Raw genomic sequence first — 25305 nt, 5'->3', positions numbered from 1 at the left:
GGCCGGCGTCGTGCCGGTCAGCATGATGGTCGGCTCGCTGCCGACGACGGCGGCCGCCCGGATGCGGGCGCGGGGCTTCAAGCCCGCCGCGTCACCGCCGGCCCTCGAGCCCACCAGCACCACGGCCGCGCCGTCGACGATGCCCGATGAATTGCCGGCATGGTGGCGGTGCTCGATGTTTGCGGCCTGTGGGTACTTCTTCAAGGCCAGGCCATCGAACTTCGCGCCCAGCTTGATGAAGGACGGGTTCAGCGCGGCCAGGGTTTCGGCCGTCGTCTGCGGGCGGATGGTTTCGTCCTCGGCCAGCAGCAGCGCGCCGGCTTCGTCCAGCACCGGCACGAGTGCGCGCTGGAAGTGGCCCGCCGCGCGGGCTGAGGCGGCGCGCTGGTGGGAGCGTGCCGCATAGGCGTCAAGCTCCTCACGCGTGAAGCCCTCCAGCGTCGCGATCAGGTCGGCGCTGATGCCCTGGGGCACGAAGCCGACGGCGCCGACGACGCGCTCGTCCAGCATCCAGGCGCCACCGTCGCTGCCCATGGGCACGCGGCTCATGCTTTCCACGCCGCCGGCGACGACCAATTGCTCGAAGCCGCTCGCCACCTTGGCCGCGGCGAGGTTGACGCTCTCCAGGCCGGAGGCGCAGAAGCGCGACTGCGTGACGCCCCCCACCGACTGCGCCCAGCCGGCATCCAGCACGGCGATGCGGGCGATGTCGCCGCCCTGCTCGGCGATAGGGGTCACGCAGCCGAGGATGACGTCGTCCACCAGGGCCGTGTCGAGCCGGTTGCGCTGCTGCAGGGCCTGCAGCACGCTGCGCACCAGCCAGATCGGCGTGGCCGCGTGCAGCGAGCCCTCGGGCTTGCCCTTGCCGCGCGGCGTACGGCAGTGGTCGTAGAGGTAGGCGTCGAACATGGCGGATCCTGGCAATGCTGTGGCGGGTTTCATTGTGGGCCCCATGCCGCCGCGCGGCGGCGCAGGAACTCGCGCACGGCGGCGTCGCTTTCCAGTGCGATGGCGCGTTCGCTGGCCTGGCGGGCCTCGTCGTAGCGCTTGCTGCGGCCCAGCAGCTCGGCGCGTGCCGCCCAATAGGGTTGGTAGTCGCACAGCTCGGCATGGAGAGCGTCCAGCCCCGTCAGACCGGCAGCAGCGCCGGCCGTGTTGGACAGCGCCACCGCATGGTTCAGCGCTGCGACCGGCGAAGCGGTCAGCTCGAAGAGGCCGGCGTAGAGCCGCTCGATCGCCGCCCAGTCGACGCGACCACTGCGCCGCCCTTCGAGATGGGCCGACTGCACGGCCGCTTCGAGTTGGTAGCGACCCGGTCGGCCATGGCTGGCGGCCAGGTGGAGCAGACCCTCGGCTTCCTTGATCAGCGCCTGTTCCCATTGCGCCGGGTTCTGCTCGGTCAGGGGGATATAGACGCCGTCCGCATCGCGGCGCGCGGCGCGGCGGGCGTGCGAATACAGCATCAGCGCGAGCAGGCCCAGGGCCTCGGACTCCTGCGGCAACAGCGAGGCGACCAGGCGGGCCAGCCAGATCGCTTCCTCGGCCAGGTCGCGCCGGCGCGGATCGGTACCGGCGGCATCGGTCCAGGCATCGGCATAGACGGCGTAGATGGCCGACAGCACGGCACCGAGGCGTTCGCCCAGTTCGGCCCGTGCGGGGACCTGCAGGCCGATGCCGGCCTGGCGGATCTTGGCCTTGGCGCGCACGAGGCGCTGGCTCATGGCGGCCGGTGCGACGAGGAAGGCGGCAGCGATGGTTGCGGCGTCGAAACCGAGCACGGCCTGCAGCATCAGCGGCGCGCGGGCGGCCGCGTCGATGGCCGGATGGGCGCAGGCGAACATCAGCTCGAGGCGTCGGTCCGGCAGCGCGTGCGCGTCAGAGGGCGTCTCGAGTTCGGCCAGCCACTGCAGCCAGGCGGCGGCCTCCTCGTCGCGCCGACGGCCGCGCAGCGCGTCTATGGTCTTGCGGCGGGCGACGGTCAGCAGCCAGGCATCAGGGTTGTCGGGCACGCCGTCCACAGGCCAGCGAGCCAGTGCGGTCTCGAAGGCGTCGGCCAGCGCGTCCTCCGCGCCGGCCACGTCGCGCGAACGGGCCGACAGATAGGCGACGAGGCGGCCATAGCTGCGCCGCGCCGCCYGCTCCGCGGCGGCGGCGGGCGTCACCGGCCGCCCATGTCCCAGATCGGCCTGACTTCGACCGTGCCGTGGCTGGCGCCCGGGCAACGCGCGGCCCAGCTCAGGGCGGCGTCGAGGTCGGGTACGTCGATGAGGAAGTAGCCGCCGAGCTGCTCGCGGGTCTCGATGAAGGGGCCATCGAGCACCTCGGTCTTGCCATTGCGTACGCGCACCGTGGTCGACATGTCCGCGGGCCGCAGCCGGCTGCTGCCGCGGTCTATGCCCGCCTTGGCCAGGGCCTCGGTGTAGGCGGTGTAGGCCGCCATCGCGGCGGCGCTCTCGGCCTCGCTGAGGGCCGCGAAGCCGACGGGGTCGGCGTGGATCAGCAGCATGTATTCCATGGGAGTCTCCTGCAAAGGGTCGGGCGTCGCGACATGCGCCGCCTGACAATGACGCTCGGCCGTCCCGTCATTTCGACATCGGCACCCAAAAAATCTCACATGGAGCGCGACGCCAGCTCTTTCATGATCTCGTTGGTGCCGCCGTAGATGCGCGTCACGCGCGCATCGGCCCACAGTTCGGCTATCGGGCTCTCCAGCATGTAGCCATAGCCACCGAAGAGCTGCAGGCAGGCGTCGGTGAGCTTGGAGGCCAGGTCGCTGCACCAGGCTTTGACGAGCGCCGCCCGGGCGGCGTCGAGCTCGCCTTTCAGATGGGCCGAGATGGCGGCGTCCACCAGCGCACGGGCTGCCAGCACATCGCTCTGGGCCTGGGCCAGCACGAAGCGGGTGTTCTGAAAGTTCCAGATCGGCTGGCCGAAGGCTTCGCGCTGCTTGGCGTAGGCGACAGTGTCGTCCAGCGCCCTCTCCATCATCGCGACGGCCTGCACGGCGATGACGAGGCGCTCCTGCGGCAGTTCGCCCATCAGCTGGCCAAAGGCCAGGCCTTCGCGCTCGCCGAGCAGGTGGCTGGCCGGCACGCGCAGTTCGTCGAAGAAGAGTTCACTGGTGTCCTGGGCGTGCAGGCCGATCTTGTCCAGGCGCCGGCGCGTCAGGCCACGAGTGTCGGCGTCGATTTCGGCCACGATCAACGACAGGCCCTTGGCGCCCGGGGCGTCACCGGTGCGGCAGACGATGACGATCAGGTCGGCGTTCTGGCCGTTGGTGATGAAGGTCTTCTGGCCGCTGATGACGTAGTGGCCGCCCTCCAGGCGTGCGCGGGTGCGGATGGCCTGCAGGTCAGAGCCCGTGCCCGGCTCCGTCATCGCGATGGCACCGACGCGCTCGCCGGTAGCCAGCGCCGGCAGCCAGCGCGCCTTCTGTTCGTCGTTGCCATGGCGCAGCAGATAGGGCGCGACGATGGCCGAGTGCACGCTGCCACCAAAACCGCCGAGATTGGCCCGCGCCGCCTCCATGACGATGACGGCCTCGTGGCCGAAGTCGCCGCCGCTGCCGCCGAACTGCTCAGGCATGGCCGCACACAGCAGGCCCTGGGCGCCGGCCTCGCGCCAGGTGTCGCGCTCCATCAGGCCGGCCGAGCGCCAGCCGGCCGCACGCGGCACCCAGCGCTCGGTGAAGAAGCGTGCGGCGCTGTCCCGCAGCAGGCGGTGTTCTTCGCGCATCCACGTCGAGGGGAAGAGGGGCAGGGGCATGGTCGGAGCTGTCTACATTTCTGGCGGACTGAATTCCAGCCACAGGCCCGGCTGGCCGGATGTCATCTCGGCCTGCGGCGCGGCGTCCAGCCAGAGCAGCGTGTGGCGGCCCAAGGCCGCGCTGCGGCCATCGGCACAAGACCAGTGGCCGGCCTGCAGCGCAAACAGGCCGCAGGACTGCTGGCGCGCACGCCAGGGGCGCCCAGGCCGCGCCGCGTGCATCGCCGCCTGCCCACCCTTGTTCATCAGGTTCAGGTCGCGCGTGGCCGCCTGCAGCAGGCGGCCGAACGGCGCCGTGGCGCCATCGAACCGCAGCGGCGGGTCGAGCGGCGTCAGCGTCACGGTCTGGTGTGCGAAATCGAGTTGCATGCCCGCGCCTTCGACGAGGCTCAGCCAGCGCTCGACGCCGGGGTAGGGCGAGAACGGACCGTCCTGGTCAACGTCGGCCATTGAAACTCGCAGATGCCAGGCGTCCTCGGCCGGCAGTGCCAGCAGCGTGCGCGTGCTGCCGCCGCCGTTCTTCCAGGCGGTCGGTGCGATCGCGTCGGCGTCGATGAGGCGCATCGTTGCGGCCTAGATGCCGACCGCCTTCTCCAGGGTCGCGACCTCCTCCTCGACATAGGTCGCCAGCCGGCCCAGGTTGGGCAGCGCGTCGGTCGCGATCAGGCCGACGTAGAGCGTGCCCGCATAGCTGAACAGCGTGATGTTGAGCAAATGGGTGGCTGGCAGCGTCGAGACGGGGTGCATCTCCAGCAGCGGCGCGCCCTTCAGGTAGAGGCGTTCGGCCGGGCCCGGCACGTTGGACACCAGCGTGTTGCCCATGGGCGTGACGACATCGGCCAGCTTGAGCATGCCGGCGATCTGGCCGAGCAGGCCGGTCAGGATGGTGTAGGTCTCGACCGCCTCGGGCGCGACCGCGTCGATCATGGCGCGCACATTGCGAAGCGAGTAGCCGACATTGCGCAGGCGCACATAGGCGTCGTCGGTGGGCGGCGACAGGTCGACGAGGATGATGCCGATCTTGTTGCCGCCGCTCTTCTCGCCTTCGCGGCGCAGGTTGACCGGCATCTGGATGGTGATGGGCCGGTCCAGCTCGACGCCCTCGTCGGCGAGGTAGCGGTGCATGGCGCCATCCAGGCAGGTCAGCGCGACATGGTTGAGCGTGGCGCGCGACACCTTGCGGATGGCGTCGATGCGGGCCATGGGCACGGCAGCCGTCGCGAACTGGCGGCCGGGCGTCGCGTTGCCGGTGAAGGGCGTGCCGCCGCTGGCCATGAAGGGCAGGGCGATGGCGTTCTTGGTCAGCTTGATGGCTTCCAGCGCCAGCATGGCGGTGAGGCGCCCGATGCCGACGGCGCGCTTGCTGTTGGCGGTGAGCTGCTTCCAGACCGTGCCGGCGACCGCCTGGTCCAGCCGCTTCTTGCCCTTGAGACCACCTCTGCCGCCGCTGCTGCGCGTGTGATCGAAGGACCAGACCGGCGTGACCGTGTCGTCGTCGGGCGTCGTGCGCAGCGACTCGACACCCCAGCGCGTCATCGTGATGCCGTCGGCCACGGCGTGGTGCATCTTGTAGTAGATGGCGAACTGCTTGTCCCACAGGCCGGCGATGACATGCACTTCCCACAGCGGCCGGCTGCGGTCCAGCACCGGCTCGTGCAGCTCGGACGTCAGCGCATAGAGGGCCTCGCGGTCATTGGCGCCGGCCTTCATCTTGTGGAAGAAGACGTGTTGCGCCAGGTCGACGCTCTCGGCCGTGCTCCAGCTCGGCATCAGCGTCGGCGACACGAAGTTGATGACCTGGTCGAACGGCGGCTGCACGTCGGTGTGGGTCAGGAACTCTTCGAAGAGCTGCTTGGCGAAGTTGGCGCCGCCGCCTTTCAACCCTTTGGGAATCTGGTGGATGTGCAGGCCCGCCACATGCTTGGGACTGGCCTCGCTCTCGGCGATGAAGAAGGCGAGGTCGAGCAGGGAGAGTCGGCTCATGATGTCTCTGGTCGTTCTGATGCGACCCAGCATAGGCGCGTCGCCGGACCGGTCAAGGCCGGGGAATCACGCGCTTGCGCCCCCGTCACCGCTGGACGACTTCCGCTTGCCGCTGCGGCGTTCCTTGTCGGCCAGGCGCGCGGCTTCCGCTTCGGCCGCCTTGCGCTCCTCTTCATCGGCCGCCGCCTGGCGCCAGGCGGCCATCTCCGCGGGCGTCTCCAGCGTGATGCAACCGAGCGAGCCGCCGCGCAAGTCCATCAGCAGCGCCTCGGCGGCCTTGTGCATCTGCACGGCGCCGCCACGGATCTTGGCACCGCGTTTCACGCCGATGGCTTCCAGCACGGCTTCGTCCGTGCCCAGTTCCTGCAGGCCGAAACGCTCCTGCAGGCGCTCCGGGTAGCGCCGCTTGAGCGTGGCGATCAGCTCCAGCGCCACCTCTTCCTCGTCGAAGGCATTGCGACCGATCGCGCCGCTGGCGGCCAGGTGATAGCCGCTCTGCTCGATGGCGATGCGCGGCCACAGCATGCCGGGCGTGTCGAACAGGTAGAAGCCGTTTTCCAGCACGAACTTCTGCTCGAGCTTGGTGATGCCCGGTTCATCGCCCGTCTTGGCGGCGCGCTTGCCGACGAGGGTGTTGATCAGCGTGCTCTTGCCGACATTGGGAATGCCGCAGATCAGCACGCGCAAGGGCTTGTGCATGTCGCCGCGCAAGGGGGCGAGTTCGCGGCAGGCCTTGATGAGGGCACGGGCCGGCGCCTTGTCGCCCGCATCCAGCGCGATGGCGCGGGTGTGAGGCTGGGCGTTGTAGAAGTCCAGCCAGGCGGCGGTCTGGACGGGGTCGGCCAGGTCCTGCTTGTTGAGCACCTTCAGCGACGGCCGGCCCGTCGTCAGCGCGGCCAGCAGCGGGTTGCTGCTGGAGCCCGGCAGGCGTGCGTCGAGCAGTTCGATGACCACGTCCAGCCCCGCCTTGACGCGATCCTTGATCGCCTGACGGGTGGAGTTCATATGGCCGGGGAACCAGTTGATGGGCATGCGCTGGGAGGTGGAAATACGACGGAGGGCGGATTGTCGGCGGCTTACATCCGGTTTCGGGCTGCCCCGCGCCATCCCCCAAGATCTGGGGGTAGTCGTTGAGGTAAGTATGAGATTCCAAGGAGTACTGAGCGCGTGGAACCAGGATGCTGGTTATGGCGCCATCCGACCGGTCGGCGGGGGGGAAGAAGTGTTTGTCGGCCTTGCGGCATTTCCGACCGATGGCGAAGGTCCGCGGCCGGACGAGCCGCTGAGCTTTGAAATTGTGACGGGGCGTGACGGCCGCAAGCAGGCGGTGAACCTCAGGCGCCTGTCACACAGCCATCTCTCCCCGGCCTTGCGCGAATCTGCCGGCGGCACGCGCATCCGCGCGCGCCAGGCCCAAAAGAAACGGCGCCTGACCTTGCTGGTCACGGGCGCCGTCGTCACAGTGATGCTGGTGCTGGGCGGGATGCACTGGTTGAAGCCCGGGGAGCGGGCGAGCGAAGTGCCCGCGCTGAAGCGCTGATCCGGTCGCTACTCCTGCCCGCGGCCTGCATGCCGCGGTCCTTGTTCAGTCTTCGTTCTTGAAGACGAGCTTGACTTCGTGGGTGCCTTTTTCGCCCGGCTCGAACTTCCACTCCATCAGGGCGGCCTTCACGGCGCGGTCGAAGACGCGCTTGGGCTCGGCCTCGACGATTTCGACCTCGCTGACCTTGCCGTCGGCTTCGATGGTCATCTTGGCCTTGACGGAGCCGGTCGAGATGCCCTTCTTGGAGGCTTCGGCCGGAAACTCCGGCGGCACTTTCTTGACGACCTTGGGCGTGGCTTGCGCGGCCAGGGCCAGCATCAGGCTGGCGGCGAGGACGGTGGCGGAACGCAGGAATGACATGGCGGGCCTCGGGCGATGGATGATGGGATTCAAGCGGCCCGGAAGAAGCCGACGGCTTCGATCAGGCGGGTCGAGCTGTCGCGCAGCGCGTCGGCCGAGCGGCTGAGGTCGCCGACCAGGCTGGTGTTCTGCTGCGTGGCCTTGTCGAGTTCGTTCATTGCGCCGTTGACGACGCCGACACCCGTGGCCTGCTCCTGGGCCGAATGCGAGATTTCCTCGATCAGCTGGCCCATGTTGTTGACTTCGTCGACGACGCTGCGGATGGTGACGCCGGCGTTGTTGACCAGCGTGGTGCCGTTCTCGACCTTGACGGTCGATTCCTGGATCAGCACCTTGATTTCCTTGGCGGCGCCGGCCGAGCGCTGAGCCAGCGCCCGCACTTCGGCAGCCACGACGGCGAAGCCGCGGCCATGCTCGCCGGCACGGGCGGCTTCCACGGCGGCATTCAGCGCCAGGATATTGGTCTGGAAGGCGATGCCGTCGATGACGCCGATGATGTCGCCGATCTTCTTGGAGCTGGCGCTGATCTCTTCCATGGTCTCGACGACCTTGGAGACGACGGCGCCACCGTTGCTGGCGGCCTGGCGGGCCGTCACGGCGATGCCGGCGGCGCGGCGGGTCAGGTCGCTGGCACCCTTCAGCGTGGAGGCGATCTCCTCCACCGACGCGGCGGTGTTCTGCAGGCTGGCGGCGGAGCGCGTGGTGCGCTCGGCCAGGTTGGAGTTGCTGTCGGCGATGGAGCCGGAGTTCTGGGCGACTTCACTGGCGGCCGTGGACACGTCGCGCACGACACCCGACAGGGCTTGCTGCATGTCCTTCATGGCCTGCAGCATCTGGCTCAGTTCGTCACGGCCTTCGACGCGGATGTCTTGCGTCAGGTCACCGGCGGCGATGGCCTCGGCGGCCAGTTGGGCCTTGCGGGCCGGGGCGACGATGGAGCTGGTGATGACGAGGCCGCCACCGATGCCGATGACGACGGCCACGACCAGCAGGATGATGGTCACCCAGACGGAGAAGCGGGCCAGTTCGACACCGGACGTGGCCAGGGCCTTGCCGCTTTCGAACTGCATGTCGACCAGCTTCTTCAGGCCTTCCTGCAGGGCCGCCTGGGCGGGGCGCAGGTCGGTGATCAGGCTTTCACGGGCCTCGTCGGGCGTGCCATCGGCCTGGATCTTCTGGAACTTCTCGAGCGCGGCCAGGAACTTGGCCTTGTGACCGCGCACCTCGGCGATGGCTGCCTTTTCGCCGTCACCCGACTGGGCGTCTTCCAGGCTCTTGAGCTGCTTCTCGCCCTCGTCCAGCGCGTCGGCAATGGCCTTCTTCTGCTTCTTGATGGCACCGGCGGTGTCCAGCAGCAGCAGATCGCGCACGGCGCGGGAAATGATGTTGACCTGGCTTTCCAGACCGTTGGCTGCGCCGATCTTGAAGAGGCTGGAGTTGGCGGTGCGGTCCAGATCCTTGGCCAGGCCGTTCGCATTCTTCGCGCCGTAAATGCCGATGCCCACCAGCAGCAGGATGAGCAGGCCAAAGCTCAAGGCCAATCGATGGCCAATGCGCAATTGCGTCAGGAAGTTCATGCTGTTCAGGTCCTTGTCCGGTGTTCGGGTATCGGCGGCGGGGCTGCCGCTCTTGAATTCAACGACGACTGTAGGCCTGTCGGCCTTGTTTTTGCGGCCATACCCGGGGGCCGGCGCGCAGTGTGTCGCGACCTGTGACCATTTGCTTCATGCCTGCAGCAGGCTTGCGTGAAGTCGTTCACGTCGGCTCCCCGCGCTCCCGGGGTTGCGCTGTCAATGCCGCGCCGCGGCAGCTCGCAACCTGAGGACCTCGACGGTGGCTATCTCTCCCGCATGGTGGCCGAAGGACTGGCGCAGATGGCTGGCCAGGGCGGCCAGATCCTCGGCGCTCAGCACGCCCGCGAAGGGCGGCATGCCATAGGGGCGCGGGTGGCCGGGCGTGGCCGGCGCGAAGCCGCCGCGCTCGATGACACGGATCAGGTTGGCGGCGCTGGCCTGGGTGACGACGCGGCTGCCGGCCAGCGCCGGATACGCCAGTGCGCCGCTTTCGTCGCGCCGGCCCTGGCCCTGCTCGCCATGGCAGGCGGCGCAATGCTCCCGGTAGAGGCCGGCACCGCGCTCGACGCGGCGTGGGTTGGGCTCGGCCGGCTCGGCGCGGGCGACGGCCTGCTCGGGCAGGGCGCGCAGATAGCTGCTCATCGCGGCGAGGTCGGCATCGTTCAACGCCGCCGTGCTGCCGAGGACGACCTCGGCCATGGGGCCGAGCGCGGCGTGGCCGTCGACGTGGCCGTCGCGCAGCCAGCGCTGCAGTGTTGCCTGCGGCCAGCGCTGCACACCCGCCTCGGCCGGGTCATGCAGCGATGGCGCCACCCAGCCCAGGCCCGACAGCAGGCCGCCGCGGAAATCGGCCGCGCCCTGGTCGCCTCCCAGCGCATTGCGGCCGGCGTGGCAGGCGCTGCAATGGGCCAGCCCCTGGCTCAGGTAGGCGCCGCGGTTCCAGGCGGCGTCGCGGGTCGGGTCGGCCTGGTAGGCGCCAGGCTTGAAATACAGCGCCCGCCAGGCCGCCACGGCCAGCTGGCTGCCGAAAGGCCAGCGCAGCTCGTGTTCGCGCCGCGGTGCCACCACGGGCGCCTGGGCCTGCAGCCAGGCATGCAGGGCGTCCGCATCCTCGCGTGTGACCAGCGTCGTGTTGACGATGGGGTGGGCCGGCACCAGCAGACGGCCATCGCGGCTCTGTCCCAGGTGGAGGGCGTGCCAGAAGTCGTCGGCGCTCCAGCCTCCCAGGCCGGTGGCATCGGGCGTCAGATTGGATGAGAAGACGGTGCCGAAGGGCGTCGGGATGGCGCGGCCGCCGGCCAGGCGTTCGCCGCCACGGGCCGTGTGGCAGCCGGCGCAGTTGCCGACGGCGGCCAGGTAGGCGCCACGCTCCAGCGCGATGGGCACCGTCGAGGGCGGCGTCGCATCCGCCATGCCGCGCTGCCAGGCGAGCAGGCCCCAGCCGGCGCTCGCGACCAGGACGGCCAGCACGACCAGGACGGACAACAGGCGCTTCATGGCTGCAGGCCGCCGCAGCGCAGCGGTGCGGGCGCCGCCAGCGCGGCCGCCGGGTGCGGGTTGGCGGGCAGCGCCTGGCCCGCCAGGAATTGCGTGATGGCGTTGATCTCGGCTTCGGTCAGCGTCTTGGCGATCTGCGCCATGCAGTCGGGCGCTTTGGCGCGGCGCTGGCCGCTGCGCCAGGCGCCGAGCTGGCCATTCAGATAGTCGCGCGACAGCCCGAGCAGGCCCGGCACGGCGGGCTGGCTGCCCGTCAGGCGCTCGCCGTGGCAGGCGGCGCAGGCGGGCAGCTTGCGCGAGGCATCCCCGTTGCGGATCAGCGCTTCGGCGCGCGCCAGTTCGGGTGCCGGCAGGCTGGGCTTCTGCGGCGGCGGGTAGGGCAGGTCCAGCGACGCGAAATGGCCGGCGAGTTCCTTCAGATAGGCATCCGACAGCGGCGCGATGAGCTCGCTCATCAGGCCATAGTCGCGCCGGCCATCGCGGAAGTTCAGCAACTGGTTGTAGAGGTAGCCCGCCGGCTTGCCGGCCAGGCGCGGGTAGTAGCCATCGGGCGCCGCGCGGCCCTCCTTGCCGTGGCAGCCCGTGCAGGCCATGGCGCGCTGCGCCAGGTCGTTGGGCACGGCATCAACGGCACCGGCTGGCAGGCAACAGGCGAGGAGGAGAAGCCACAGGGAGCGGAGCAGGGGCGACATCGGCCGTCATCTTGCCCGGCTTGGCGACCCGGCGTAAGGAGCAGATCAGGGCTGCGGCGACCGTATCAGTTCGCCCAGGCGCGCCACGGCGGCCGCCAGCGCCGGTGTCCAGGGCTGGCCACTGTTCAGGCGCAGGCTGGTCCTGAAGCCACCATGGGCCGAGAACAGCGGCCCCGGAGCCAGGCTGATGCCTTCCCCCAATGCGGCGCGCTGCAGGGCCAGCGTGTCATGACCGGCAGGTAGATCGACCCAGATGAAATAGCCGCCCTCGGGACGGGTCAGCCGCGTGCCCGGCGGGAAATGCGCGCGGACCGCTGCGCTCAGCGCCTGCTGCTGGGCGGCCAGCGCCCGCCGCAGCGCGCGCAGATGGCGGTCGTAGTCGCCGCCTTCCAGGTAATGGGCGACGGCGGCCTGGGCCGGCCAGGAGCCCGACAGGCTCTGGCTGAGCTTGGCCCGGCGCAGCGCCGGCGCGAAGCGGCCCGCCGCCACCCAGCCGACGCGGTAGCCCGGCGCCAGCGTCTTGGAGAAGGAGCCGCAGTGCAGCACCTCGCCGCGCGTCGAAAAGGCCTTGGCGGGCGGCGGCGGGCTGCCCTGGTGCTGCAGCTCGGCGTAGACGTCGTCCTCGATCAGCGGGATGCCATGCTGCTCGAGCAGCGCGACGAGGGCGCGCTTTTTGTCGGGTGGCATCAGGCTGCCCAGCGGGTTCTGGAAGCTCGTCATCAGCCAGCAGGCCGTGGGCCGGTGGCGTTCAATGAGGGCGGCCATGCGGTCCAGGTCGGCGCCCTCGGCCGCGTCGGCGGGCACTTCGACGGCGCGCAGGCCGAGGCGTTCCAGCGCCTGCAGCGCCGCGTAGAAGCACGGCGACTCGATCAGCACCGCGTCGCCGGGCCGGGTCAGCAGCTGCAGCGACAGATTGAGGCCTTCGAGGGCGCCGTCGGTCAGCACGATCTCATCGGGCGCGATGCTCAGGCCCTGGCGCAGATAGCGCAGCGCGATCTGGCGGCGCAGGCCTGCGTGGCCGCTGGGCAGTTGCTGGGTCAGCTCGGCTGGTGTGAGGCTGCGGCTGCCGGCCGCCAGCGCGCGGCGCAGCGCGTCCAGCGGGAACAGCGTGGGGCTGATGAAGGCCGAGCCGAGCGGCGCGTGGATCTCATGCCCGCCGGTGCCGAGCAGCTGGAAGACCAGTTCGCTGACGGCCACCGGCTGGGCCCCGTCCGCTGCGGGCCGCGCAGCCGGCACCATGGTGGGGGCGACGAAATAGCCGGAGCGCTCCGCCGCGCGCACCAGGCCCAGCGCTTCGAGGCGGTGATAGGCCTGGAAGACGGTGGCCGCGCTGCAGTGGTGGCTGGCCTGGGTCTGGCGCACCGAGGGCAGGCGGTCGCCCGGGCGCAGCGCGCCGCCGTGGATCAGTCGGGCCAGCTCGTCGGCCAGCCGGCGGTAGCGTGGCGCCTCGCCGTTCACCGCGCGCCGAAGATGGCGCTGCCGACGCGCACCATCGTCGAGCCGGCCCGGATGGCGTCCTCCAGGTCGGCGCTCATGCCCAGGGACAGGATGTCCAGCGCCAGGCCCTCGGCCTTCAGCGCGTCGAACAGGGCGGCCATGGCCTGGTGCTGCGCCAGCGCGCCGGGGCCGGGCTCGGGTATGGCCATCAGGCCGCGCAGCTTCAGCCGGGGCAGGGCGGCGACCTGGGCGGCCAGGGCCGGGACGTCGGCGGGCACGAGGCCGCTCTTGCTCGCCTCTTCGCTGATATTGACCTGCAGGCAGACATTGAGCGGCGCCAGGTGGGCGGGGCGCTGCTCGGCCAGCCGCTCGGCGATCTTGAGCCTGTCCACGCTGTGCACCCAGTCGAAGTGTTCGGCGACGGGCTTTGTCTTGTTGGACTGCAGCGGGCCGATCAGATGCCATTCGATCTGGTCGCGCAGATCGGCCAGTTCGCCGATCTTGGCCAGGCCTTCCTGCACATAGTTCTCGCCGAAGGCGCGGGCACCGGCCGCGAAGGCCTCGCGCACCGCCGAAGCGGGAAAAGTCTTGCTGACGACGAGCAGACGTACCGCCTGGGGGGGACGGCCGGCTGAGACACATGCCGCAGCGATGCGATTTTTGGTGGCTTGGAGGGAGTCGGAGATCGCCATAATGGTCCGAGCACTTCAGGGTCTGTTTACACGACGGGGATCGGATGCGTTGCCACTCAAAAGCCCGCGAGCAAGGCGCGAAGTCGAAGTTGGGGTTATCCCCAGCGAGGCTTCGCAACGCCGCGCGCGGGTTTTTGAGTGACAACCCTTCGGGAGAGGGTCTGCGCGGGCGCATAGCGTCGTTGCACGCCTTGCCCGGGCAACCAGCCCGGGCTTCGGCGCGACGCCTAGCCCTGCGCCCGCGCAGACCCTCTCGCACCGATTCCCGTCGTGTAAACAGGCCCTAGCCCCATGGACATCACTCAGCTGCTGGCATTCTCGGTCAAGAACAAGGCCTCCGACCTGCACCTCTCGGCCGGCTTGCCACCGATGATCCGGGTGCACGGCGACGTGCGCCGCATCAATGTCGAGGCCCTGGACCACCGCGCGGTCCATGACATGGTCTACGACATCATGAACGACTCCCAGCGCAAGATGTACGAGGAGACGCTGGAAGTCGACTTCTCCTTCGAGATCCAGGGCCTGGCGCGTTTTCGCGTCAACGCCTTCAACCAGAACCGCGGCGCGGGCGCCGTGTTCCGGACGATTCCGAGCAAGATCCTGAGCCTGGAGCAGCTCAATGCGCCCAAGGTCTTCGCCGAACTGGCGCTGCGCCCGCGCGGCCTGGTGCTGGTGACCGGCCCGACCGGCTCCGGCAAGAGCACGACGCTGGCCGGCATGGTCAACCACCTCAACGAGAACGAGTACGGCCACATCCTCACCATCGAGGACCCGATCGAGTTCGTGCACGAATCCAAGAAGAGCCTGATCAACCAGCGTGAGGTCGGCCCCCACACCCATTCGTTCAGCAACGCGTTGCGCTCGGCGCTGCGTGAAGACCCGGACTGCGTGCTGGTCGGCGAAATGCGCGACCTGGAAACCATCCGCCTGGCGCTGACGGCGGCCGAAACGGGTCACCTGGTGTTCGGCACCCTGCACACCTCGTCGGCCGCCAAGACGGTTGACCGCATCGTCGACGTCTTCCCCGCCGCCGAGAAGGAAATGGTGCGGGCGATGGTGTCGGAGTCGCTGCAGGCCGTCATCTCGCAGAGCCTGTGCAAGCTGAAGGACGGCACCGGCCGCGTCGCGGCCCACGAGATCATGCTGGGCACCTCGGCCATCCGCAACCTGATCCGCGAGAACAAGGTGGCGCAGATGTACTCGTCCATCCAGACGGGCAATTCGCAGGGCATGCAGACGCTGGACCAGAACCTCACCGACCTGGTCCGCCGCAACATCATTTCTCCCGCTGAGGCGCGGGCCAAGGCGAAGTTCCCAGAGAACTTCCCGGGCTGATCGCACAAGGACATCGACCATGGAACGCGATCAGGCATCCAAATTCATCAACGACCTGCTGCGGCTGATGCTGTCGCGCAAGGGCTCCGACCTCTTCCTGACAGCGGAGTTCCCGCCGGCCATCAAGGTGGACGGCAAGATGACCAAGGTGTCGCCCCAGCCCCTGACCGGTCAGCACACGCTGCAGCTGGCACGGGCCATCATGAACGACAAGCAGGCGGCCGAATTCGAGCGCACCAAGGAGTGCAATTTCGCGATCTCGCCCCACGGCGTCGGGCGCTTCCGCGTCAACGCCTTCATCCAGCAAAGCCAGGTGGGCCTGGTGCTGCGGACGATTCCCTCGACGCTGCCGACCATCGAATCGCTGGACCTGCCCGTCGTGCTGCGCGAGGTGGTGCAGCACAAGCGCGGCCTGGTCATCGTCGTGGGCGCCACGGGCTCGGGCAAGAGCACGTCGCTGGCCGCCATGATCGATGAGCGCAACGAGACGACCTATGGCCACATCGTGACCATCGAGGACCCGATCGAATTCGTGCATCCGCACAAGAACTGCATCGTCACCCAGCGCGAACTGGGCCTGGACACGGACAGCTGGGAAGCCGCGCTGAAGAACTCGCTGCGCCAGGCGCCCGACGTCATCCTGATGGGTGAGCTGCGCGACCGCGAGACCATGGAGCATGCGGTCGCCTTCGCCGAGACCGGCCACCTGTGCATGGCCACCCTGCACGCCAACAGCGCCAACCAGGCACTGGACCGCATCATCAACTTCTTCCCCGAAGACCGCCGCCAGCAGCTGCTGATGGACCTGTCGCTAAATCTGCGCGCGTTGGTCTCCCAGCGCCTGCTGCCGCGCCGCGAGGGCAAGGGCCGGGTCGCCGCCGTCGAGATCCTGCTGAACTCGCCGCTGATCTCCGACCTCATCTTCAAGGGCGAGATCAGCGAGATCAAGGAGCTGATGAAGCGCTCCCGCGAGCAGGGCATGCAGACCTTCGACCAGTCGCTGTTCGACCTCTACGAGGCCGGCAAGGTCACCTACGAGGACGCGCTGCGCAATGCCGACTCGGTCAACGACCTGCGCCTGCAGATCAAGCTCAACAGCGAGCGTGCCCGTGCGGGCGACCTGTCCAGCGGTACCGAACACCTGACGATTCTCTGATCCCCATGAGCACCCGCAGCTACGACCCGATTCCCGCCCGCCGCGTCGCCTTCCTGGGCCTGGGCGTCATGGGCCATCCCATGGCCGGCCATCTGGCGCGAGCCGGTCATCAGGTCACCGTCTACAACCGCACGGCGGCCAAGGCCCAGGCCTGGACGCAGGAATATGGCGGTGCCTTCGCCGCCACGCCGGCCGAAGCCGTGAAGGGCGCGGAGTTCGTGTTCTGCTGCGTCGGCAACGACGATGACCTGCGCTCCGTCGTGCTGGGCGATGCCGGCGCCCTGGCCGGCATGACCTCGGGCAGCGTCTTCGTGGACCACACCACCGCCTCGGCCGCCGTCGCCCGCCAGCTGCATGCCGCCGCCGCCGCGCGAGGCGTTGCCTTCATCGATGCGCCGGTCTCCGGCGGCCAGGCTGGTGCCGTCAACGGCGCGCTGACGGTGATGTGCGGCGGCGATGCGGCGCCCTTCGAAACCGCGAAACCCATCGCCCTGGCCTTTGCCAAGGCCGTGACCCTGCTGGGCGGCCCAGGCTCGGGTCAGCTGGCCAAGATGGTCAACCAGATCTGCATCGCCGGCGTCGTGCAGGGCCTGTCCGAGGCCGTGCGCTTCGGCCAGAACGCGGGCCTGGACATGGCCCAGGTRCTGGACGTCATCGGCAAGGGCGCCGCCCAGAGCTGGCAGATGGACAACCGTGGCAAGACCATGGTCGAAGGCAAGTTCGACTTCGGCTTCGCAGTCGACTGGATGCGCAAGGACCTGGGCCTGGTGCTGGACGAAGCGCGCCGCAACGGCTCACGCCTGCCAGTGACCGCGCTGGTGGACCAGTTCTATGCGGACGTGCAGGCCCAGGGTGGGAACCGCTGGGACACGTCCTCGCTGATCAAGCGCCTCTGAGCCTGACGGCTTACGATTTCTTCGGGGTCAGTCGCGCGAGCTCTTCTTCGCTGATGATCTCGAACACCCGCACGACCTTGCGGACGCCGCTGACGCCGCGCGCGATGTCGGTGGCGCGATTGGCTTCGCGTTCGGTGACGCGGCCCAGCAGGAAGACCTCGCCGCGTTCGACGACGACGTAGAAGGCATTGCTCAGCAGGTCGGGGGCATCGATGAGCGAGGCCTTGACCTTGCTCTTCAAGAGGACATCGTTGGAGCGGCCGTTCAGCGCGCTGTGCATGGTGACGGCGGTCTCATTGACCACGCGGGTGACGCTCTCGACGCCGGCGACGATGCGCTCCAGCTGGGCCTGGTCGGCCTCGGTGCGGGCCTCGCCGGTGATCAGCGCGACGCGGTTGTAGCTGTTGATGTTGACGTGGACCTTGTCACCGAGCTGATCGCGGATGCGGGAACCGGCCTTGTACTCGATGGTCTCGTCCTCGAGCTGGGTGGCCGAGGTGCGGCGGTCGGTGGCGACGCTGACGCCACCCACCATCGCGCCGCCGATCAGCAGCGGTGCACAACCGGTGGCGAGCGTGCTGGCGAGGATGGCGGCGGTCAGGGTGAGGCTGAGTTTTTTCATCGGGCTTCCATCGAAAGGGTTATTCGTCGCTGCCCAGCAGTTGCAGGTCGACAGCGTCGGCCAGCGCATGCAGCAGCACGCGCTGGGCTTCGACAACGCGCGGCTCGCGGCCGTGGCTGACGCGGATCTGGATATCGGTGTCCTGCAGCAGGCCGCGCCATTCGTCGGCGGCGCCGGGTGGCTGGGCGGTCAGGGCGATGATGCTCATCTCCTGCGCATGGGCCACGGCGACCGCTGCCTGCCAGGCGTCACGCTGCTCGCGCAGCGGCTCGATCATGATGAGGACGTCGCCGGGGTGGCCATGGGCCTGCAGCAGCCGGGCCAGGTCGACGCCGGCGGCGTCGCGGACCTGGGCCGACAGGCTCCAGGCTGCCAGACCCGGCCTGTCCTGCTCGAAGCGGCCGGCCAGGCGGGCGGCAAGGTAGTCGGCGTCCATGCTGGCCAGGCCCTGGCCGGCACAGAGGATGCGGCTGCCGCCGGTGATGGCGTCCACCACCATCTGCGCGGCCATCGCCAGGGGCCGGGCCAATTGCTCGGCGGCTTGGTAGAGCAGGTCGGCGCTCTCGAAGAACTGCTGCTGGATTCTTTGTTCGATCATTCGGGGGCCATCATAGAAGCCCCTCGTCCGGTCTCATGCCGCTGAACGCGGTCGAGCCTGGCCGGTCCCCCGAGGGGACGGCGATGCTTGTGGCGTTGAGCCGCAAGCACATCGCCTGTGGGCCGGCTAGCGGCGGCCCGGCGCCGGTTCGCGTTGAACACCAACACAGCATCACTCGGTGTCGAAGGCCCCTTGTAACCAGGTGAGTTCGGTGCCGTCGATGGCGACGACATCGAAACGGCAGGGTGGCGGGCTGGCGTGGCGCAGCAGATAGTGCTGGGCGGCGTAGATCAGGCGCTGCTGCTTCTTGGCGGTCACGCTGGCGGCCGCGCCACCATGCGAGGCATCGGCCCGGGCCCGCACTTCGACGAACACCAGAGTGCCGTCACGATCGGCCATGATCAAGTCCACTTCGCCCGCCCGCCGATTGGGACCGGCGCCGACTCGATAATTCCTCTCCAGCAGGCGCAAGCCAGCGCGCAGCAGATGCGCAAGTGCTGCATCTTCGGCCGCGTCCCCGCGCGCCTTGGTATCCGGTTTTGATCGAGAGCCCCAGTTGAACATTGACGCCTCCCTGGTTCGCCAGGCCGCCCAGGCTGCAGCCGGCGGCCAGCAGTATCCGGCCGCCACGCTCTATCTCGTCGCGACGCCCATCGGCAATATGGCCGACCTGAGCCTGCGCGCCATCCATGCCTTGAGCCTGGTCGACGCGCTGGCCTGCGAGGACACGCGCCAGGGCGCCCAGCTGCTGCGCCATCTGGGCCTGCACAAGCCGCTGATCGCCGTGCACCAGCACAACGAGCGCGAAGGCAGTGCCGGCGTCATCACGCGGCTGGCAGCGGGTGAGCGGGTGGCCTATGCGTCGGACGCCGGCACGCCGGCCATCTCCGACCCCGGCGCCGTGCTGGTGCAGGAGGTGGTGGCCGCCGGCTACCGCGTGTTGCCCCTGCCGGGGCCGAGCAGCGCGGCGACGGCGCTGAGCGTGGCCGGTGACACCGCGGCGACAAGCTTCTCTTTCGTCGGCTTCCTGCCGACCAAGGCCGGCGAGCGCCGCACTGCGCTGCAGGCCGTGCTGGCCGTCGAAGGCCAGAGCCAGGTCGTCTTCGAGGCGCCGCACCGCATCGTCGAGTTGATCGCGCTGCTGGCCGAACTGGCGCCGGCGCGGCGCGTGACCGTCTGCCGCGAGCTGACCAAGCAGTTCGAGAGCATCCACACCGCGCCGGCCGAGACGCTGCCGGGCTGGCTGGCGGCCGATTCGCAACGGCAGCGCGGCGAGTTTGTCCTTGTGCTGCACGCTGCGGCGCCCCAGGCCGCCGCGGACGACGACCTGCCGGCCGAGACCATGCGTGTGCTCGCGCTGCTGGCGGCCGAGCTGCCGCTGAAGCAGGCCGTGGCGCTGGCGGCGCAGATCAGCGGCGCGCCGCGCAACCGGCTCTACGACGCCGGCCTCAAGCTCAAGCGCGGCGGCGACGAGTGAGCAGGCCGCCGGCGGCCAGGCCCACGGCCAGCRGCAGGGCGGGGGCGGGCTCGGGCACGGCAGCGGCCAGCAGATAGATGTTGCCGTTGATGCCGACGGCGTAGAGCGAACCGTCGCCGCCCTCGCCGAAGCTGGTCAGCTGGAAGGTGGAGAAGGGATCGGACAGTTCCGTGCGCGTGCCGTTGCTGTAGCTCCAGACCTTGCCCGCGACGTAGTCGCCGAAGATGTATGTGCCGTCGAGGCTGGCATCCGCGCCGTGATAGACATAGCCGCCGATGACGGTGCCGCCGACATTGCGGTCGTAGTCGAACAGGGGATTGGTTACCGGGGTGAGCGGCGGCCCGTCGTTGATGCCGGGCGTGGCGATATTGCCTTCACGGATGCGCCAGCCGTAGTTGGCGCCTCGGCCCAGGCCGGCGGCAACGGAGGCGAAGTCCACCTCTTCGCGCGCGCCCTGGCCCACATCACCTATCCACAGGTCGCCGGTTTGGCGGTCGAAGCTGTTGCGGAAGGGGTTGCGCAGGCCATAGGCCCAGATCTCGTCATTGCCGGCCRCGCCGACGAAGGGGTTGTCCGCCGGCACCGTGTAGCCGCCCGCGGCATTGGGCGTGATGCGCAGCAGCTTGCCGAGGTTGCTGTTCAGGTTCTGGGCGTTGTTGTCGGGGTCGTTGCCGCTGCCGCCATCGCCGGTAGCGATGTAGAGATGGCCCGGGTCGGCGGCGCTGAAGCCTATCCAGCCTGCCTTGTGGTTGTCGCGCCCAGCCGGCTGGGCCACCGTGATGATGGTCTTGGCGCTGGCCAGATCCACGGCGCCTGAGCCATTGACCGTGTAGCTCGCCACGACGGTGCTCAGCGTCGTCTTGTCGATGTAGTCGACGTAGAAGCGGCCATTGCTGGCGAAGCCGGGGTCGAAGGCCAGGCCCAGCAGGCCACGCTCGCCGCCCGTGTCGACCTGCCCCGACAGATTGAGCCAGGTGGACACGCTGCCGCCACTGTCCTGCACCTTGATGAGGCCGCCCTTCTCGACGACGAAGAGGCGCGAGTCGCCTACCGGGGCGGTCAGGAAGACGGGTTGGCTGTAGCCGGCGCCGACCTGGGTATAGGCCAGGGCCGGGCTGGTGGCCGCGGCGGCCAGGGCCAGCGTGGCGAGCGAGAGAACAAGCTTCATGCAGCGCTCCGTGTTCCGTGAAGGACGGTGACGCTGCATGCTGTCCGGGGCCTGCTCCCGGCGGCCATCCCTAGCAGGGCCATGCCAGGGATGGATTTGTTAGCAGGCGTAATGCGTGGTCATTTCGGCCGCCATTTCCGAATTTGCGGCACGTACGACGCATGCAAGCGGGGAGTTGCGGGCCGAGCGACGGGCCGCTCCCTAGCCGGCCCGCGCCGGCGATGTGCTCGCGGCTCGATGCCGAGAGCATCGCCGTCCCCCCGGGGGACCGACCAGACTCGCTCGCGTTCAGCGATGCGAGGTTGGGCGAGGGGCAGCTTCGCTTCAGCCCGGTGCGCTGGCGGCCCTGGCGTTGTGCTTCTTGCGATGGATGTCGCGGCTGGCGCCGTTCTGCATCGCGGTCAGGTGGCGGCGCTCCTTGGCCGTCACGCTGCCGTCCGACTTGGCCTTGGCCTCGGCGTTGTCGACGCGGGCCTGTTCCTTCTCCAGGCGCTGGGTCTCGTGGGCCGTCAGGCTGCCACTGGCGGCGCCCTGGGCGATGCGGGCCTGCTGGTTGGCTTCGCGCTTGTCGATGCGCGGCGTGTTGGTGCCAGGGGTCTGGGCAAAGGCGCTGGCGCCGGCCAGGGTCAGCAGGGCAATCAGGGCTTTGTGAGAGGTCTTCATCGAGTGCTCCTTGAGGATGCTGGGTTGCAAGGCCCGTCCACAACGACGTCCTTGCAACCAGGGCCGACATGACTCGCGTAAAAAAGCATGTCCATGCCTTCAGGTGGCTGACGCGCACCTTCCTAGAATCAGCCCATGATCGCCGTCGAACCCACCCTGGCCCGCCTGGCCACCGCCCGCTCGCAACTGCTGGAGCCCTTCGGCCTGACCGAGTCCTCGCTCTCGCAGGCGCTGCGCCTCATCACCGAGCATCGCGTCGACGATGCCGACCTCTATTTCCAGACCACGCGCGCCGAGGGCTGGAGCCTGGAGGAGGGCATTGTCAAGAGCGGGTCTTTCAGCATCGACCAGGGTGTCGGTGTGCGCGCGGTGGCCGGCGAGAAGACGGCCTTCGCCTATTCGGACGACATCTCCCTCGATTCGCTGCTGGACGCTGCGCGCACGGTGCGCACCATTGCCGCGGCCGGCCAGAGCAAGAAGGTCAAGGTGCCCAGCCAGGGCCGCGTCGCCGGCAGTCGCGAGCTGTACGGCGTGGCCGACCCCATCGCCAGCCTGGACAGCGCCGCCAAGGTGGCGCTGCTGGAGCGCGCCGAGAAGATGGCCCGTGCCAAGGATCCGCGCGTCGCCCAGGTCATGGCCGGCCTGGCCGCCGAGCATGAGGTCGTGCTGATCGCGCGCGCCGACGGCACGCTGGCGGCCGACGTGCGCCCGCTGGTGCGCCTGTCCATCACCGTCATCGCCGAGAGCAACGGCCGCCGCGAGGTGGGCTCGGGCGGCGGCGGCGGGCGCTTCGGCCTGGCCTATTTCACCGACGAGATGATCGCCAGCTACGTGGAGCAGGCCGTGCATGCGGCGCTGACGAATCTCGAGAGCCGCCCTGCGCCTGCCGGCGAAATGGTCGTCGTGGTCGGCCCCGGCTGGCCCGGCGTGCTGCTGCACGAGGCTGTCGGCCACGGCCTGGAGGGCGACTTCAACCGCAAGGGCTCGAGCGCCTTTGCCGGCCGCATCGGCCAGCGCGTGGCGTCCAAGGGCGTGACGGTGCTGGACGACGGCACCATCCCCGACCGCCGCGGCTCGCTGAACGTTGACGACGAGGGCTGCGCCAGCCAGCGCAATGTGCTGATCGAGGACGGCATCCTGAAGGGCTATATCCAGGACGCGATGAACGCGCGCCTGATGAAGGTCGCCCCCACCGGCAACGGCCGCCGCGAGAGCTATGCCCATGTGCCGATGCCGCGCATGACCAACACCTATATGCTGGGCGGCAAGGACGACCCCAAGGAGATCGTCGCGTCGATCAAGAAGGGCCTGTACGCCACCAACTTCGGCGGCGGCCAGGTCGACATCACCAGCGGCAAGTTCGTGTTCTCGGCCAGCGAGGCCTACTGGGTCGAGAACGGCAAGATCCAGTACCCCGTCAAGGGCGCCACCATCATCGGCAACGGCCCGGACGCGCTGACGCGCGTCAGCATGATCGGCAACGACATGGCGCTGGACACGGGTGTGGGCGTCTGCGGCAAGGAAGGCCAGAGCGTGCCGGTGGGCGTGGGGCAGCCGACGTTGCGGATTGAGGGGCTGACGGTGGGTGGTACGGCCTGATCAGGCCACCACCTTCACGCTCAGCAGCGGCAACCCCGCAATCGACCCCTCCATCAGATCCCCCGGCACCACCGGCCCGACGTTCTCCGGCGTGCCGCTAAAGATGATGTCGCCCGGCATCAGCTCGAAGGCCTGGGACAGTTGGGCGACCTGCTCAGCGACGTTCCAGATCATCTGGTTCAGGTTGGCGTCCTGCTTGACCTGGCCATTGACCTTCAGCGTGATCGCGCCCGCCGTGAAGTGGCCCACCTGGGCGACGCGGTGGATGGGGCCGATGGGTGCTGAGCGGTCAAAGCTCTTGCCGATTTCCCAGGGCTTCTTCTGGTCGCCCATGCCGCGCTGCAGGTCGCGGCGGGTCATGTCCAGGCCCACCGCGTAGCCGTAGACCAGCTCCAGCGCCTTCTCCACCGGCACATTCCTGCCGCCCTTGTGCAGGGCCGCGACCAGCTCCAGCTCGTAGTGGTAGTTCTTGGTCAGCGTCGGATAGGGGTGATCGGTGGTGCGGCCGGGCGGCGCGAACTGCACCGCGTCGCTGGGCTTCTGGAAGAAGAAGGGCGGCTCGCGCGTGGGGTCCGACCCCATCTCGCGGGCGTGGGCCGCGTAGTTGCGGCCGATGCAGTAGATGCGCCGCACCGGGAAGATCTCGCTGCTGCCGGAGATGGGCACGAAGGGCTGGGCGACCGTGAAGGGCGCGGCGGAAGTGGCCGCCGTCGAGGCGCATCCGGCGACAGTCACTCCGGCGAGGCCGGTGACGGCGGCGCCGAGGGCATGGCGTCTTTGCATGGCTTGTCTCCTGTGCAGAGATGCCGATTGCCACGCAAGCCGGTTCGCGGGTCAAGCGGGACTTGCCCGCTGCCGAAAGCTCGCTGCAGCCGGCGTGCTAGATTCCGCTCCCATGTCCCGCGCCGCTTACTTTAGCTTTTGGTTTTTTCCCCGCCCCGGCGGTGGAGAGTCCTGAGCGCGCGCGCTGAACCCAGACTCCCTACAAACCGCCGGGCCTCCAAAGCCCGGCGGTTTTTTGTTTTGTCTCCGGCCGGCGCGTTGCGCCTTAACTTTGCTCCGCAAAGTTAGCCTGCAACGCAACGGCAAGCCATTGTCAGAAAGGCTGATCCGATGAACGCCAAAGTCTCCTCCGTCCAACCCGAAGCCCAGCGCTGGTACTCCCAGGACGACAAGACCAGCGCCACCGATGACGAGCGCATCGTCGACGTGACGCCGCTGCCGCCGCCGGAGCACCTGATCCGCTTCTTCCCCATTCGCGGCACGGCGATGGAGAACCTGATCGGCCAGACCCGCCAGCGCATCCGCAAGATCATGAGCGGCGAGGACGATCGCCTGCTCGTCGTCATCGGCCCCTGCTCCATCCACGACCCGAGCGCCGCGCTCGAGTACGCCCGCAAGCTGAAAGAGCAGCGCGAGAAGTACGCCGGCACGCTGGAAATCGTCATGCGCGTCTACTTCGAGAAGCCGCGCACGACCGTGGGCTGGAAGGGGCTGATCAACGACCCCTACCTGGACGAGAGCTACCGCATCGACGAGGGCCTGCGCATCGCCCGCCAGCTGCTGTTGGAAATCAACCGCCTGGGCGTGCCGGCCGGTTCCGAGTTCCTGGACGTCATCTCGCCGCAGTACATCGGCGACCTGATCGCCTGGGGTGCCATCGGCGCGCGCACCACCGAGAGCCAGGTGCACCGCGAGCTGGCCTCGGGCCTGTCGGCGCCCATCGGCTTCAAGAACGGCACCGACGGCAACATCAAGATCGCCACCGACGCCATCCAGGCCGCCGCGCGCGGCCACCACTTCCTGTCGGTGCACAAGAACGGCCAGGTCGCCATCGTCGAGACGCGCGGCAATGCCGACTGCCACGTCATCCTGCGCGGCGGCAAGGCGCCCAATTACGACGCCCAGAGCGTCGCCGAGGCCTGCGCCGATCTGGAGAAATCCAAGCTGCCGCAGCGCCTGATGGTGGATTGCTCGCACGCCAACTCCAGCAAGCAGCACCAGCGCCAGTTGGACGTGGCGCGCGACATCGCGGGCCAGTTGCGCGAGGGCGGCAAGAGCATCTTCGGCGTCATGGTGGAAAGCCATCTGAACGATGGCGCCCAGAAGTTCACGCCCGGCAAGGACGACCCCGCCGCGCTGGAGTACGGCAAGAGCATCACCGACGCCTGCCTGGGCTGGGACGACTCCCTGGCCGTGCTGGACGTGCTGTCCCAGGCGGTGCTGGCCGGGCGCTGACACAATCCGG

26 protein-coding genes are annotated in these 25305 nt (G+C 68.9%); 7 read left to right on the top strand and 19 right to left on the bottom strand.

The window, feature by feature from the left end; all coding sequences use genetic code 11:
• From AC1DW3_RS18775 to ylqF, 7 genes are all read right to left on the bottom strand, one after another.
• Nucleotides 1–909 (bottom strand): acetyl-CoA C-acyltransferase (locus tag AC1DW3_RS18775; RefSeq protein ID WP_477933673.1); only part of this gene is annotated, 909 nt, incomplete at its 3' end.
• A gap of 29 nt (nucleotides 910–938) precedes the next feature.
• The gene (locus AC1DW3_RS18770; RefSeq protein WP_477933671.1) at nucleotides 939–2162 is read right to left on the bottom strand and encodes an RNA polymerase sigma factor; all 1224 of its coding nucleotides are present in this window, start codon (nucleotides 2160–2162) and stop codon (nucleotides 939–941) included.
• A complete protein-coding gene (locus tag AC1DW3_RS18765; protein WP_477933669.1) occupies nucleotides 2159–2515 on the bottom strand; it encodes a YciI family protein in 357 nt (118 codons plus the stop codon). Before AC1DW3_RS18765 ends, AC1DW3_RS18770 begins: the two co-directional genes overlap by 4 nt.
• A gap of 95 nt (nucleotides 2516–2610) precedes the next feature.
• A complete protein-coding gene (locus AC1DW3_RS18760; protein ID WP_477933667.1) occupies nucleotides 2611–3765 on the bottom strand; it encodes an acyl-CoA dehydrogenase family protein in 1155 nt (384 codons plus the stop codon).
• 12 nt (nucleotides 3766–3777) lie between these two features.
• On the bottom strand, nucleotides 3778–4329 hold the full coding sequence (locus tag AC1DW3_RS18755) for a HutD/Ves family protein (RefSeq protein ID WP_477933665.1): 552 nt from the start codon (nucleotides 4327–4329) through the stop codon (nucleotides 3778–3780).
• A 9-nt stretch (nucleotides 4330–4338) separates the two neighbouring features.
• Nucleotides 4339–5748, bottom strand: a complete 1410-nt coding sequence (locus tag AC1DW3_RS18750) for a wax ester/triacylglycerol synthase domain-containing protein (protein WP_477933663.1) — start codon at nucleotides 5746–5748, stop codon at nucleotides 4339–4341.
• Nucleotides 5749–5814: 66 nt separating this feature from the next.
• Complete coding sequence (gene ylqF / locus AC1DW3_RS18745) at nucleotides 5815–6780, bottom strand: ribosome biogenesis GTPase YlqF (RefSeq protein WP_477933661.1); 966 nt, start codon at nucleotides 6778–6780, stop codon at nucleotides 5815–5817.
• Between the two features lie 109 nt (nucleotides 6781–6889).
• Between ylqF and AC1DW3_RS18740 the strand changes: the two genes are divergently transcribed.
• Nucleotides 6890–7288: a cold-shock protein gene (locus tag AC1DW3_RS18740; RefSeq protein ID WP_477933659.1), complete on the top strand. Its 399-nt coding sequence runs from the start codon at nucleotides 6890–6892 to the stop codon at nucleotides 7286–7288.
• Nucleotides 7289–7333: 45 nt separating this feature from the next.
• Here AC1DW3_RS18740 and AC1DW3_RS18735 read toward each other — a convergent pair whose 3' ends face one another.
• From AC1DW3_RS18735 to AC1DW3_RS18710, 6 genes are all read right to left on the bottom strand, one after another.
• Nucleotides 7334–7651, bottom strand: a complete 318-nt coding sequence (locus AC1DW3_RS18735) for an energy transducer TonB (protein WP_477933657.1) — start codon at nucleotides 7649–7651, stop codon at nucleotides 7334–7336.
• Nucleotides 7652–7680: 29 nt separating this feature from the next.
• A complete protein-coding gene (locus AC1DW3_RS18730) occupies nucleotides 7681–9228 on the bottom strand; it encodes a methyl-accepting chemotaxis protein (RefSeq protein WP_477933655.1) in 1548 nt (515 codons plus the stop codon).
• Nucleotides 9229–9441: 213 nt separating this feature from the next.
• Nucleotides 9442–10722 (bottom strand): c-type cytochrome, encoded by a 1281-nt coding sequence (locus tag AC1DW3_RS18725; RefSeq protein WP_477933653.1) that lies wholly within the window; start codon nucleotides 10720–10722, stop codon nucleotides 9442–9444.
• Nucleotides 10719–11414, bottom strand: coding sequence for a c-type cytochrome (locus AC1DW3_RS18720; RefSeq protein WP_477933651.1), 696 nt, complete (start codon nucleotides 11412–11414; stop codon nucleotides 10719–10721). Before AC1DW3_RS18720 ends, AC1DW3_RS18725 begins: the two co-directional genes overlap by 4 nt.
• A gap of 45 nt (nucleotides 11415–11459) precedes the next feature.
• Nucleotides 11460–12872 carry an aminotransferase-like domain-containing protein gene (locus AC1DW3_RS18715; RefSeq protein WP_477933649.1) on the bottom strand — a complete coding sequence of 471 codons (1413 nt, stop codon included), beginning with the start codon at nucleotides 12870–12872 and terminating at the stop codon, nucleotides 11460–11462.
• On the bottom strand, nucleotides 12869–13543 hold the full coding sequence (locus AC1DW3_RS18710; protein WP_477933647.1) for a YggS family pyridoxal phosphate-dependent enzyme: 675 nt from the start codon (nucleotides 13541–13543) through the stop codon (nucleotides 12869–12871). Before AC1DW3_RS18710 ends, AC1DW3_RS18715 begins: the two co-directional genes overlap by 4 nt.
• A gap of 291 nt (nucleotides 13544–13834) precedes the next feature.
• Here AC1DW3_RS18710 and AC1DW3_RS18705 point away from each other — a divergent pair, with 291 nt between their 5' ends.
• Genes AC1DW3_RS18705 through AC1DW3_RS18695 form a run of 3 tightly spaced genes read left to right on the top strand, consistent with a single transcriptional unit; the run spans nucleotide 13835 to nucleotide 16930 of the window.
• Nucleotides 13835–14878 (top strand): type IV pilus twitching motility protein PilT, encoded by a 1044-nt coding sequence (locus AC1DW3_RS18705; protein ID WP_477933645.1) that lies wholly within the window; start codon nucleotides 13835–13837, stop codon nucleotides 14876–14878.
• Between the two features lie 19 nt (nucleotides 14879–14897).
• The gene (locus tag AC1DW3_RS18700; protein ID WP_477933643.1) at nucleotides 14898–16034 is read left to right on the top strand and encodes a PilT/PilU family type 4a pilus ATPase; all 1137 of its coding nucleotides are present in this window, start codon (nucleotides 14898–14900) and stop codon (nucleotides 16032–16034) included.
• A gap of 5 nt (nucleotides 16035–16039) precedes the next feature.
• On the top strand, nucleotides 16040–16930 hold the full coding sequence (locus tag AC1DW3_RS18695; protein ID WP_477933641.1) for an NAD(P)-dependent oxidoreductase: 891 nt from the start codon (nucleotides 16040–16042) through the stop codon (nucleotides 16928–16930).
• Between the two features lie 10 nt (nucleotides 16931–16940).
• On the opposite strand, the gene AC1DW3_RS18690 is transcribed toward AC1DW3_RS18695, so the two are convergent.
• From AC1DW3_RS18690 to AC1DW3_RS18680, 3 genes are all read right to left on the bottom strand, one after another.
• Nucleotides 16941–17552, bottom strand: coding sequence for a BON domain-containing protein (locus tag AC1DW3_RS18690; protein ID WP_477933639.1), 612 nt, complete (start codon nucleotides 17550–17552; stop codon nucleotides 16941–16943).
• Nucleotides 17553–17571: 19 nt separating this feature from the next.
• The gene (locus tag AC1DW3_RS18685; protein WP_477933637.1) at nucleotides 17572–18150 is read right to left on the bottom strand and encodes an SIS domain-containing protein; all 579 of its coding nucleotides are present in this window, start codon (nucleotides 18148–18150) and stop codon (nucleotides 17572–17574) included.
• A 171-nt stretch (nucleotides 18151–18321) separates the two neighbouring features.
• Complete coding sequence (locus AC1DW3_RS18680) at nucleotides 18322–18714, bottom strand: YraN family protein (RefSeq protein WP_477933635.1); 393 nt, start codon at nucleotides 18712–18714, stop codon at nucleotides 18322–18324.
• Between AC1DW3_RS18680 and rsmI the strand changes: the two genes are divergently transcribed.
• Nucleotides 18707–19627 (top strand): 16S rRNA (cytidine(1402)-2'-O)-methyltransferase, encoded by a 921-nt coding sequence (rsmI, locus tag AC1DW3_RS18675; RefSeq protein WP_477933630.1) that lies wholly within the window; start codon nucleotides 18707–18709, stop codon nucleotides 19625–19627. The two genes, AC1DW3_RS18680 and rsmI, sit on opposite strands and share 8 nt — an antisense overlap.
• Here rsmI and AC1DW3_RS18670 read toward each other — a convergent pair.
• Complete coding sequence (locus tag AC1DW3_RS18670; protein WP_477933628.1) at nucleotides 19605–20795, bottom strand: PQQ-dependent sugar dehydrogenase; 1191 nt, start codon at nucleotides 20793–20795, stop codon at nucleotides 19605–19607. The two genes, rsmI and AC1DW3_RS18670, sit on opposite strands and share 23 nt — an antisense overlap.
• A 324-nt stretch (nucleotides 20796–21119) precedes the next feature.
• Complete coding sequence (locus tag AC1DW3_RS18665) at nucleotides 21120–21458, bottom strand: hypothetical protein (RefSeq protein WP_477933626.1); 339 nt, start codon at nucleotides 21456–21458, stop codon at nucleotides 21120–21122.
• 135 nt (nucleotides 21459–21593) lie between these two features.
• Between AC1DW3_RS18665 and tldD the strand changes: the two genes are divergently transcribed.
• A complete protein-coding gene (gene tldD, locus AC1DW3_RS18660; protein WP_477933624.1) occupies nucleotides 21594–23057 on the top strand; it encodes a metalloprotease TldD in 1464 nt (487 codons plus the stop codon).
• On the opposite strand, the gene AC1DW3_RS18655 is transcribed toward tldD, so the two are convergent.
• Nucleotides 23058–23840 (bottom strand): fumarylacetoacetate hydrolase family protein, encoded by a 783-nt coding sequence (locus AC1DW3_RS18655; protein ID WP_477933622.1) that lies wholly within the window; start codon nucleotides 23838–23840, stop codon nucleotides 23058–23060.
• 330 nt (nucleotides 23841–24170) lie between these two features.
• Here AC1DW3_RS18655 and AC1DW3_RS18650 point away from each other — a divergent pair, with 330 nt between their 5' ends.
• Nucleotides 24171–25295, top strand: a complete 1125-nt coding sequence (locus AC1DW3_RS18650) for a 3-deoxy-7-phosphoheptulonate synthase (RefSeq protein ID WP_477933620.1) — start codon at nucleotides 24171–24173, stop codon at nucleotides 25293–25295.
• Nucleotides 25296–25305 lie beyond the last annotated feature (10 nt).

The organism is Roseateles sp. P2_H4, from assembly GCF_056403315.1.
The sequence above is the reverse complement of the archived record's forward strand: the minus strand, read 5'-3'. Positions and strand labels throughout refer to the sequence as shown.